Raw genomic sequence first — 11,832 nt, forward strand, 5'->3', positions numbered from 1 at the left:
TTACTCCTGACCTAGTCGTATTGCTCGCGGTATTTTCTGACGATATGCAGCGCCAGGACATTCATCGCCAGCGTGGTCAGGAACAGCATCAGACCAAGCGCGAAAGCGGCCAATGTCTTGGCACTGTCGAACTCCTGATCACCGGTAAGCAGCGTGACGATCTGCACGGTGATGGTGGTAACCGCTTCCAGGGGGTTGACGGTCAGGTTGGCCGCCAATCCCGCCGCCATCACCACGATCATGGTTTCGCCGATCGCCCGGGATGCCGCCAGCAGAATACCGCCCATGATGCCCGGCAACGCGGCCGGGAAGATCACCTTCTTGATGGTCTCGGATCGAGTCGCGCCCAATCCCAGGGAGCCATCACGCATAGCTTGGGGAACAGCGGTAATCACGTCATCGGATAATGAGGAGACAAAGGGAATGATCATGACCCCCATCACCAGCCCCGCGGCCAACGCGGATTCCGAGGACACACCGAGCCCCACTGCCTCCCCGATGTTCCGGATGAAAGGCGCCACCGTCAGTGCGGCGAAAAAACCGTAGACCACTGTCGGTACTCCGGCCAACACCTCCAAAGCGGGCTTGGCGAAGGACCGAACCTTGGGATGAGCGTATTCCGCCAAATAGATAGCGGACATCAACCCCACCGGTACCGCCACGATCAGGGCGATCGCCGAAATCAGCAGTGTGCCGACGAACAGGGGAATCGCGCCAAAGGCACCGTGAGCGGCTACCTGATCGGCACGTAGCGCGGTCTGCGGGCTCCACTGCAAGCCAAACAAGAATTCGGAGAATGGGATCTTGCCGAAAAATCGAATCGACTCAAACAGCACCGAGAACAAAATACCCACGGTGGTAAGGATCGCCAGAGTCGCGCACAGCATGAACAGAAATTGCAGTACCCGCTCCACTTGCTGGCGGGCACGCAGGGTGGGTGATACCTTGAGCCAGGCCCAGGCGCCGCCCATCATGGCCAGAACCACCACCACCACGGTCAGCGCCATGGCGCTGGTGGTTCTCAAGCTTGTCAGTCGTTCCGCCGCCGCGGCTACCTCCGGGCCAACAGTATCCGCCGACAATGCCCCACTCGCCACATTGCCGATACGGCTCAGCATCAGGCTGCGACCGGCTTCATCGGCGGGACGCAAATCGACAGGCATGCCGTTGAGGACAACCTCTCGAATAATCGAATCGTCAAAGGCCAGCCAGCACCCCAGCACCACCAGTGCCGGCATGGCACACCACAGCGCCGAGCGCATGGCATAGTAAAAGGGCAGCGAATGAAGATGGCGGATCCCCCCCAAAGGGCGAGCCATGGCCACCGCCCTGCGATGGCCCAGGTAGTACGCCAGACCAATCAAGACCACCAGCAGTAACAGCAAATTCCCGGTTTGCATGTGGGACTCCGGTTGGATTTTCTCGAACAAGCCACGCGCACGGGACTTGTGCCAGACAATCTTTTTCGATTTTTCAGGGGCCAAAAGGCCCGGCGACTCTCGTCACCAGGCCTTCAGCTTCCTTGCTGACCACTCAGCTCGAACCTTACAGTTCCTTGCCGGTCATGCTGTTCAGCGCAGCGGCGTTCTTGGCCCACTTCTTGCGCTCATCTTTATGGGACGGGATCAGGCCCTTGTCGACCAGGTAACCCTCCTCACCCCAGGCGCGCTCGCTGGTGAATTCCTTGATGTAGCCCTCGATGCCCGGAACCACACCCACATGTGCCTTCTTCACATAGAAGAACATGGAGCGGGACATCGGATAATCGCCGGAGGAAATGGTGTTCATGTCCGGCTCGACACCGTTGATTTTCACCGCCTTCACACCACCACGGTTCTGATCCAGGAAAGAGTACCCGAAGGCCCCCAGAGCATCGGGAGTGGACTCCAGCTTCTGGATGATCAGGTTATCGTTCTCACCGGCTTCGATGTAGGCGCCATCTTCACGGATGCTGCGGCAAACCGCCTTGTATTTGTCCTTGTCCTGACCTTTCATGGCTTTCAGCCAATCGAAAGTTTTACAACCACCTTCGACGCCCAGCTCGTTGAAGGAGTCGCGGGTACCGGAGGTCGGCGGCGGCCCGATCACTTCGATCTTGATGTTGGGCAGGGCCGGGTTCACGTCCTTCCAAGTCTTGTAGGGGTTCGGCACCAGCTTTTCGCCGCCCTTGGGATCCGGCACATCCTTGGCCAGCGCCAGATACAGATCACGCAGGGTGATGTCCATATCCTGGCCTTTCACCGAATTGGCCAGAGCCAGACCATCATAACCGATCTGTACTTCGGTGATGTCCTTGACACCGTTCTTCTGGCACAGCTCGAACTCGGACGTCTTCATCCGGCGCGATGCATTGGTGATGTCAGGGGTGTTCTCACCGACACCCTGGCAGAAGATTTTCATGCCGCCACCGGAACCGGTGGACTCGATCTTCGGGGTGGGCTGGCCGCTGGCGCGCCCGAACCGCTCTGCCACCACGGTGGCGAACGGGTACACAGTAGAGGAACCCACGATGGAGATGGTGTCGCGAGCGATCGCGGTCGCCGGCGCGGTGGCGAGGGCCAGAGCAGCGGCTGCCCCAACAATCGACGCTTTCATTTTAACGTTCACAGTAAGCCTCCTGGTTTCATGGCACCGGCGTTGATCCACCCCGGTTTGTTCTTTCAGGCAGGGGGCATGCTAGATTGCGTATGTGACAACAAGATTACACCCGGGTGACGGTTGCACTACCCGCTGTTGTCGTATCCGGCAGGCCGCCGGACCGGAATTGACCGCCAAACGTCCATTGTTGGCTGACCCGGAGCGGCCTGATCCGTATAATCGCCGCCGAATTCTTGATCAGTGACATAACAACGTGACCGTCCTTCATTCCCCGAGACTGGCCCATTTCCAGCGGGCCCTGCACCATCTGACCTGCGTCGTCGGCAGAGCCGTGTCCTGGTGCGCCCTGCTTATGGTATTCCTGATGGTGCTGGTGGTGGTAATGCGCTACGGATTCGGCATCGGCAACATCGCGCTGCAGGAAAGCATCACTTATTTGCATGGCGCGGTGTTCATGCTCTGCGCCGGCTACACCCTGGCCCAGGACGAACACGTGCGGGTGGACGTGCTCTATCAGCACTGGGGCCCGCGCCGGCGGGCGCTGGTGAACCTGCTGGGTACGCTCTTCCTGCTGCTGCCCATCTGCGTGGCGATTTTCGCGTTGAGCCTGGACTATGTGGTACGCAGCTGGGCGGGCCTGGAGAAATCCGACAATGGCGGCCTTCCCCTGGTCTTCATACTCAAGAGTCTGCTGCTGGTGATGCCCGTACTGCTGGGAATCCAGGCGGTGGCGGATCTGCTGCGCCACGCCATGACCCTGGCCGGAGCCTCTCAACCCGTGGACATCGAAGACCAGGAGACCCATCCATGGACATGATTCTGCCGCTTTCCATGTTCCTGGCGGTGGGTCTGGTGCTGCTCAGCGGCTACCCGGTGGCCTTCTGTCTCGGCGGTGTCGCTCTGTTGTTCGCCGTCGGCGGCCTGGCCACCGGCCTGGTCTCGGTAAACGACCTGACCTTCCTGCCCGGCCGGCTGTTCGGCATCATCAACAACACCACCCTGATCGCGGTCCCGCTGTTCGTGTTCATGGGCGTGATGCTGGAAAAGTCGAGGGTGGCGGAAAAACTGCTGGCCAGCATGGGCCTGCTGTTCGGGCGGCTGCCCGGCGGCCTGGGCTTCTCCATCATTCTGGTGGGGGCGTTGCTCGCCGCCAGCACCGGCATCGTCGGCGCCACCGTGGTCACCATGGGCCTGCTAACGCTGCCCACCATGCTGCGCCGGGGCTACCAGCCGTCCCTGGCCACCGGCCTGATCTGCGCCACCGGCACCCTGGGTCAGATCATTCCGCCATCCATTGCCCTGGTGCTGCTCGGCGACGTGCTCTCCACCGCTTACCAGGAGGCGCAGTTGCGTCAGGGCACCTGGGCTCTGGAAACGGTTTCGGTGGGCGACCTGTTCGTCGGTGCCCTGATTCCGGGGCTGGTGCTGGTGGTGCTCTACCTGATCTATATGACGGCGGTGAGCCTGTTACGACCGGAACAGGTGCCGGCGCTGGAACGCGACGATGGGGACGGCAACGACCGCACCGGTCTGATGGCGGCACTGAGCGGCCTGATTCCGCCCCTGCTGCTGATTCTCGCCGTGCTGGGCTCGATCCTGGCCGGACTGGCCACGCCCACCGAGGCGGCCGGGGTCGGCGCCTTCGGCACCCTGATCCTGGCCGCCGCCAATCGGCATTTGAATTTCACCATTTTACGCGAGACCGTGCATGGCACCGCCCGGCTCACCGCCATGGTGTTCATGATCATGATCGGCGCCAGTCTGTTCACCATGGTGTTCCGCGCCTTCGGCGGTGAAGAGGCGGTGCAACATCTGTTCGACGCCCTGCCCGGCGGCGTCCTCGGCGCCACCGTGATGGTGATGCTGATCATCTTCCTGCTCGGCTTCATCCTCGACTTCATCGAGATCACCTTCGTGGTGGTGCCGATCGTCGGACCGATCCTGCTGGGCATGGGACTGGACCCGATCTGGTTGGGGGTGATGATCGCCCTTAATCTGCAAACCTCCTTCCTGACGCCGCCCTTCGGAATAGCCTTGTTCTATCTGCGAGGGGTGGCGCCACCGGAAGTCCGTACCACGCATATTTATCGGGGCGTGGTACCCTTTGTCTTCATCCAAATCATTATGCTCGGTATCCTGGCGCTATTCCCTCAACTGGCGACCTGGCTGCCTCACCTGCTATATGGATAACAAGATGACCGATCCCAGCGACGACATCCCTCAACCCAAGGGCACTCTGGCCCTGCAAACCATTGCCATGCCGCAGAACGCCAACTGGAACGGCGATATCTTCGGGGGCTGGCTGGTGTCCCAGATGGACCTGGCCGGTTCGGTAACCGCCCGCGCCACCGCCAAGGGGCGCATCGCCACCGTGGCGGTGGATTCCATGGCGTTCCTGCGCCCGGTGCCAGTGGGCGCCGTGGTGAGCTGCTACACGCAACTGCTGGATATTGGCCGCAGTTCGATGCAGATCCAGGTGGAAGTGTGGATTCGGGAAGATACCGGGGAGTTGGCCAAGGTCACCGAAGGGCACTTCACCTTTGTCGCCATCGACGACAGTGGCCGTACCCGGGCCGTGCCTCGCTAGAGAAGGGGGCGCGGGCCTTGGGGACATGAATTCGGAGATAGCCAAGAAGCCGCTGTGGGAGCTTGCCTGCAAGCGAATATCCCGAAGGCAGGACACCCCATTCGCTTGCAGGCAAGCTCCCACAGCGGCTTCGTAGCTCCAATTGCAGGAGCAGATTCCGCCGGTCAGGCGTCCTTCAACACCAGCGTGCGGCTGTTGAGCATGGCCTGTTCGGCGACTTCCTGGTAGGGCATGGAAGCATCGCGGAAAGCGACGATCGACTCATAAATGCGCCGTGACAGTTCGTCCCCGGCGATCACCTCTTCAATCACCTGATCACTGGTGTCCTTCAGCGCCATCAGCACGTCGTCCGGCAGGCGGCGCAACTGCACACCATGCTCGTTGACCAGCTGTTTGAGCGCATCGGCGTTGCGGGCGGTGAACTCATCCAGGATGTGCTGATTCTCCGCTTCCGCGGCGGAACGGACGATGTGCTGCAAATCCTGCGGCAGGCTGTTCCAGGCGTCCTTGTTGATGATCACTTCCAATGCGGAACCCGGCTCCTGCCAGCCCGGGTAGTAGTAGTACTTGACCACCTTGTACAAACCGAAGGCCAGGTCGTTATAGGGGCCGACCCAGTCCGCGGCATCCAGGGCGCCGGTCTGCAGGGAGGTGAACACCTCACCGCCGGGCATTTGCACCGGAATTGCCCCCAGGCGCTTGATCACCTCGCCGGCCAGGCCGGGCATGCGGATCTTGAGCCCCTTGAGATCGTCGACGGAATTGATTTCCTTGTTGAACCAGCCGGCCATCTGCGTGCCACTGTTACCGCAAGCCAGCGGCTGCAGGTTGAACGGCTCGTACAGTTCTTCCCACAACTCCTGGCCACCGCCGAAGTTGAGCCAGCCGTTCATCTCCCAGGCGGTCAGACCAAAGGGAATGGTGGTAAAAAAGGGCATGGCCTGGTGCTTGCCCTTCCAATAATAAGGCGTGGAGTGCCCCATCTGGGCACTGCCGGAACGGACCGCGTCAAACACTCCGGTGGCGGGCACCAGTTCGCCGGCACCGTGCACCTTGATGGTCAAGCGGCCACCGGACATGGCATTGACGCGTTCGGCGAAGCGGTTGGCACCGGTACCGAGGCCGGGGTAATTCTTCGGCCAGGTGGTAACCAGATCCCATTTCAGCGCTTCGGCTTTCTTCTCACCGGCGGCACTGTTATCACTGGCGGCGGGTTTTTCTTCCTGGCCACAGCCCGCCAAGGCGGCGGCGCCCAGCCCCAGGCCCAGGGCGGAAACGAATTTGCGACGATCCATTGGTAAGTCTCTCCCCTTCGGGTTGTTGTAAGTATGTGCCCGGCGTTACCGGGCACTGATCTTATCTCTTTTTACGGAACCGCTGTCCATGGGACCTTTATCTACCCCGGCGGCCGCTACAACACTTCCATCTACAGCACGTCCCTCTACAGCACGTCCAGGCGGGCATACTGGCTGACCAGCCATTTGGTCCCGACGCCATCGAAGTTGATTTGCAGGCGGGCGTTGGGCCCCTGCCCTTCGAAGTGCAATACCGTACCTTCTCCGAATTTGGGATGCACCACTCGCGCGCCCAGGCCGATGCCGTTGGCTTCCTCCTGACGCACCGTGCCGCGGCGGCCCACCGGCCGGCTCACTGCCGCCCGCACCCGCACTTCCTCCACCAACTCACCGGGAATCTCACGCAGAAAGCGGCTGGGCGGATTGAGCGTCTCGTTGCCGAACAGGCGCCGACTCTCGGCGTAGGTCAGATACAGCTCGCGCATCGCCCGAGTCAGCCCCACGTAACAGAGCCTCCGCTCCTCGGCCAGCCGGCCGGGCTCCTCAGAGGACATCTGATGAGGGAACAGCCCTTCTTCCAGGCCGGTGATGAACACCACCGGAAACTCCAGCCCCTTGGCGGAGTGCAGGGTCATCATCTGCACCGCATCCTCGAACGCCTCCGCCTGGCCGTCACCGGCCTCCAGGGCGGCGTGATCGAGGAAGGCGGTGAGCGGGTCCAGATCGGACTCCTCGTCACCTTCACCAAACTGGCGCGTGGCGGAGACCAGCTCCTGCAGGTTTTCCACCCGCTGCTGGCCTTTGTCCCCTTTTTCCTGACCATGGAAGTCGAGCAGGCCGCTGGCGGCGATCACGTGTTCCGTGGTCTCGGCCAGATCCAGCGCTTCGGTCTGTGCCGCCAGTTGATCCACCAACTGCAGGAACGCCAGCAGCGCGTTGCTGGCCCGGGGGCTGAGCAGGCGTTCGTTGACGATAGCCACCGCCGCGTCCCAGAGCGGGATACCGCGCAGGCGGGCCTGCTCGCGTACCGCCTCCAGAGTCTTATTGCCAATGCCCCGGGTCGGGGTGTTCACCACCCGCTCGAAGGCGGCATCCGCCTGCCGATTGTTGAGTAACCGCAAATAAGCCAGGGCGTTACGGATTTCAGCCCGCTCGAAGAAGCGCTGGCCACCGTAAATACGATACGGAATGCCGGCCTGCAGGAACGCCTCTTCCAATACCCGGGACTGCGCATTGGAACGGTACAGCACCGCCATATCATTGCGATTGGTACCTTGCTGCACCAGGCTTTCCACTTTGCCGGCGATGAAACGGGCTTCGTCCACCTCGTTGAAACCGGCATAGAGGCGAATCGGGTCCCCCTTGCCGTCCTCGGTCCACAGCTGCTTGCCGAGACGGTCCGGGTTGTTGTCGATCACCGCGTTGGCCGCTTCCAGAATGGTGCTGGTGGAGCGATAGTTCTGCTCCAGACGGATCACCCGGGTGTCCGGGAAATCGCGACTGAAGCGATGAATGTTCTCGATCTTGGCACCGCGCCAGCCGTAGATGGACTGGTCGTCGTCGCCGACGATGGTGACCGCGTTATGCTCATCGGCCAGCAACCGCAGCCAGGCGTATTGGATGGCGTTGGTGTCCTGGAATTCATCCACCAGGATATGGCGGAAACGGCGCTGGTAGTGGCCGCGCAGGTCATCATTGTCGCGAAACAACTCCAACACCCGCAGCAGCATTTCATTGAAGTCCACCAGGCCGGCCCGCTCACAGGCTTCCTCATAGGCCAGGTAGATCTTCTGCATGGTCACCGCGAACAGATCGCCGCCGCTGACATCCATATGCGCCGCGCGCAGCCCTTCGTCCTTCTGGCCGTTAATGAACCAGGTGGCCTGGCGTGCCGGCCAGCGCTGCTCATCCAGCCCCAACTCACGGATCACCCGCTTCACCAGCCGCTGCTGGTCATCGGCGTCGATGATCTCGAAACTCTGGGGCAAGCGCGCCTCCTGCCAGTGCGAGCGCAGCAGGCGGTGAGCGATGCCGTGGAAGGTGCCCACCCACATCCCACCGGCGGGCATGGCCAGCAGTTGTTCGATACGGCCGCGCATTTCCGCCGCCGCCTTATTGGTGAAGGTGACCGCGAGAATGCCGAAAGGCGAAGCCTGTTCGGTGGCGATCTGCCAGGCGATGCGGTGCACCAGCACGCGGGTCTTACCGGAGCCGGCGCCGGCCAACACCAGCAAATGGCGGTCTTCCGCGGCGACCGCGTCGCGTTGGGCCGGGTTGAGGCCTTCAAGAAGTGTGGTTACGTCATCCATGGGCCCGGAGTTTATCAGAACCAGCGAAAGCCGGCGCTGGCTTTGCAGCAATCGACGCATCCGTGACCAATCGCACGCCCGGTGCCCCTTCCGTGGTTTCCTTTCCCGCACCGGCGTGGGTAAACTGCAAAACAAAAAGGCCGTCCACGAGCCTGGAACCCGAGTCCGTGTCTACGTCATCTCAGCAACATATGGATCATTCCCGCCATGCGGTGATGCGTGCCCAATGCCGCCACCTGAGCGCCGGCTTACGTGGCATGAGCATGCTGGAAGCGGCCACCGTGCTGGTCACCCTGGCGGCCTATTGGGCCACGCCGGTGTCCCTGCTATTGCTGCTGGGATGGGCGGCGTTGACACTGACCTTCATAGCGGCGCGCATCCTGTGGCTGCAATCCTGGGACCTGGAAGACGATACCGATCACCGCCAACTGCGCCGTTACATCTCGCTGTTCGTGCTGATTTCCGGTCTGTTGCTGGGGCTCGGCGGTTTGCTGCTGAACCTGCAGTCCACCACGCCGGACGAATCCCTGTTCTATGCGCAGCTGACTCTGGGCTGCCTGGGCATCGGCCTGGGCATCGTGGCACTGGCCGCCTACAGCAGCCATTTGTTCACCGTGGTGAGCTATCAGGCGCTGCTGCTGACCCCCGCCTTTACCCAATTGCTGCTGACACAACCGGACAATCCGGCCCTGGCCACCACCCTGCTCGCCATCGCCGGTTTTCTGTTTCTCACCGCCCGTTACATCAACAGCACCTCTCACCGCGCCCTGGACCTGCAGATCAGCAACACCGCCCTGATCGATTACCTGGACCGGGCCCGCGCCAACGCCGAGGCGCTGAACGAAAAGCTGGCCGAGGAGATTTGTGAGCGGAAGGAGGCACGGCGGCGTCTGCAGGAGGCCAATGACCGGCTCGAATCCATGGTCAGCGAACGTACCCGGGCGCTGGAAGTGGCCAACCGGGAACTTACCGCCACCGGCGAGCGCCTGGAGCTGGCGCTGGAGGCCAGCAATATCGGTCTGTGGGACTGGAACCTGACCACCGGCTCCAACTACCACACCAATTTTGACCGGCTGCTCGGCTACGAGAACGAGTACTTCGGCAATTTCTTCGGTGATCTCAAACAGCTGGTCCATCCGGACGACTTCCCCACCATCCGCCGCGGCATGGTCGCCCACTTCAAGGGTGAGACCGACCGCTATCACGCCATTTACCGGTTGCGCCACAAGCAGGGGCACTGGTGCTGGCTGGAGGACGACGGCCGCGTGGTGGAGTGGGACGACAACGGCCGTGCCATCCGCATGATCGGCACCCGCCGTGATATCACCTCTCAACGCGAAGCCCAGGAACAGCAACGCCTGGCCGCCACCGTCTTCGAGAACGCACCGGAGGGCATCTTCATCCTCGACCGGCAGTTCCGCTTCCTCGCCGCCAACGCCCGCTTCGAGCAGATCACCGGCTATCGCGAGGAAGAAATGAACGGCAAGAGCATCGCTGACAGCGAACATGCCCGCCGTCACAGCAATCTCTACCACACCATTCGCGTGGGGCTGCGCCGCAACGGCTTCTGGGAAGGGGAAATCACCGGCCGCCGGCGCAATGGCGAAATCTTTCCCGAGTGGGTGCAGATCAGCAGCGTGCTCGATGAACGTCAGCGGGTGATCCGCTATGTCGGCATGATTTCCGATCTGACCTCCCGCAAGGAGGCGGAGGAGCGGGTCCGCTTCCTCTCCAACTACGACCGCCTCACCGGCCTGCCCAATCGCACCCTGTTCCGCGAGCGGCTGCACAAGGCGCTCACCCTGGGCCGCCTCAATCGTTCCCGGGTGGCGTTGCTGATGATCGATCTGGACCGCTTCAAGCCCATCAACGAATCGCTCGGCCACGAAATCGGTGATCGTCTGCTGAAACTGGCCGCCGACCGCATCTCCCACTGCGGCCCCGGAGAGGAGAGTCTGGCCCGGGTCGGCGGCGACGAATTCGCCCTGGTGCTGGACAACTGCGGCGGGGAGCCGCAAATCGGCGCTCTGTGCCAGAAGATCATCAACGCGATGAAGAAGCCGTTCCTGATCGACAGCCACGAGCTGCTGCTGGGCGCCAGTATCGGCATCAGTCTGTTCCCGTCCACCGCCATGGATGCCCAGCCGATGATCAACCAGGCCGACATGGCGGTGCATCAGGCCAAACGCAGCGGCGGGAACAATTACCAGTTCTACCGCAGTGGCATGCAGGTGGCGTCGGTGGAGCAACTGGCGCTGGAAACCAGCCTGCGCAAGGCCATCTTCAAAAATGAGTTCGTGGTCCACTACCAGCCGAAAATGGATCTGGCCAGCAATGCCGTCTCCTCGGTGGAAGCGCTGGTGCGCTGGCAGCACCCGAGCATGGGGCTGTTGCCGCCGTCGGAGTTCATCCCCTTGGCGGAGGAGTCCGGCCTGATCTCCGCCATCGGCGAGCTGGTGCTGGAGCGCTCCTGCCGCCAGGCGCGCCAATGGCATAAACAAGGACTGGGGGATATCCGGGTATCGGTGAACCTGTCCGCCCATCAATTCCGTAAGGGCAATCTGGCCGACGTCATCGACCGCATTCTCGAACTCACCGGCCTGCCCGCCCGCCTGCTGGAACTGGAACTCACCGAAAGCCTGATCATGGAGGACCTGGAGCAGAATATCGCTCTGCTGGAACGGCTGCGCTCACGGGGGATTGGTTTGTCGCTGGACGATTTCGGCACCGGTTATTCTTCGCTCAGTTACCTCAAGCGCTTCCCGGTGGACACATTGAAGATCGATCGTTCCTTCATTACCGATCTGACCCAGAACGCGGACGATGCCGCCATCACCCGCGCCATTATCGAAATGGCGCACAGCCTCAACATGAGTGTGGTGGCGGAAGGGGTGGAGACCGCACAGCACCTGGAGATTCTGCGTGCCATGGGGTGTGACGGCATTCAGGGTTTCCTGATCAGCCGGCCGGTGGAAGAGGACAAGATCCGGGAGATGCTGCGCGACCAGCACAACCTCTCCCCGCGGCGGATGCTTTAGCTCGG

Annotated in this window: 8 protein-coding genes; 4 read left to right on the forward strand and 4 right to left on the reverse strand. The window is 61.8% G+C overall.

Features of this window, described 5'->3' with window-relative positions; all coding sequences use genetic code 11:
- Positions 1-11 precede the first annotated feature (11 nt).
- Both pstC and MA04_RS01060 read right to left on the reverse strand, forming a co-directional pair.
- Positions 12-1,400, reverse strand: coding sequence for a phosphate ABC transporter permease subunit PstC (pstC, locus tag MA04_RS01055; protein ID WP_262459164.1), 1,389 nt, complete (start codon positions 1,398-1,400; stop codon positions 12-14).
- A 145-nt stretch (positions 1,401-1,545) separates the two neighbouring features.
- The gene (locus MA04_RS01060) at positions 1,546-2,595 is read right to left on the reverse strand and encodes a substrate-binding domain-containing protein (protein WP_262459270.1); all 1,050 of its coding nucleotides are present in this window, start codon (positions 2,593-2,595) and stop codon (positions 1,546-1,548) included.
- 256 nt (positions 2,596-2,851) lie between these two features.
- Here MA04_RS01060 and MA04_RS01065 point away from each other — a divergent pair, with 256 nt between their 5' ends.
- Genes MA04_RS01065 through MA04_RS01075 form a run of 3 tightly spaced genes read left to right on the forward strand, consistent with a single transcriptional unit; the run spans position 2,852 to position 5,185 of the window.
- Positions 2,852-3,415, forward strand: coding sequence for a TRAP transporter small permease subunit (locus MA04_RS01065; RefSeq protein WP_229682908.1), 564 nt, complete (start codon positions 2,852-2,854; stop codon positions 3,413-3,415).
- Complete coding sequence (locus MA04_RS01070; RefSeq protein ID WP_262459168.1) at positions 3,406-4,788, forward strand: TRAP transporter large permease; 1,383 nt, start codon at positions 3,406-3,408, stop codon at positions 4,786-4,788. The genes MA04_RS01065 and MA04_RS01070 overlap by 10 nt, the downstream gene beginning before the upstream one ends.
- A 4-nt stretch (positions 4,789-4,792) precedes the next feature.
- A complete protein-coding gene (locus MA04_RS01075; RefSeq protein WP_014996682.1) occupies positions 4,793-5,185 on the forward strand; it encodes an acyl-CoA thioesterase in 393 nt (130 codons plus the stop codon).
- A gap of 164 nt (positions 5,186-5,349) precedes the next feature.
- Here MA04_RS01075 and MA04_RS01080 read toward each other — a convergent pair whose 3' ends face one another.
- Together MA04_RS01080 and uvrD are read right to left on the reverse strand one after the other, a co-directional pair.
- Positions 5,350-6,480, reverse strand: a complete 1,131-nt coding sequence (locus MA04_RS01080) for a TRAP transporter substrate-binding protein (protein WP_163124974.1) — start codon at positions 6,478-6,480, stop codon at positions 5,350-5,352.
- 146 nt (positions 6,481-6,626) lie between these two features.
- Positions 6,627-8,789, reverse strand: a complete 2,163-nt coding sequence (uvrD, locus tag MA04_RS01085) for a DNA helicase II (RefSeq protein WP_262459172.1) — start codon at positions 8,787-8,789, stop codon at positions 6,627-6,629.
- 167 nt (positions 8,790-8,956) lie between these two features.
- Between uvrD and MA04_RS01090 the strand changes: the two genes are divergently transcribed.
- Positions 8,957-11,827 carry an EAL domain-containing protein gene (locus MA04_RS01090; protein ID WP_262459173.1) on the forward strand — a complete coding sequence of 957 codons (2,871 nt, stop codon included), beginning with the start codon at positions 8,957-8,959 and terminating at the stop codon, positions 11,825-11,827.
- The last annotated feature ends 5 nt before the right edge of the window (positions 11,828-11,832 follow it).

It is taken from the genome of Alloalcanivorax balearicus MACL04 (assembly GCF_025532145.1).
GTDB lineage: Bacteria > Pseudomonadota > Gammaproteobacteria > Pseudomonadales > Alcanivoracaceae > Alloalcanivorax > Alloalcanivorax balearicus.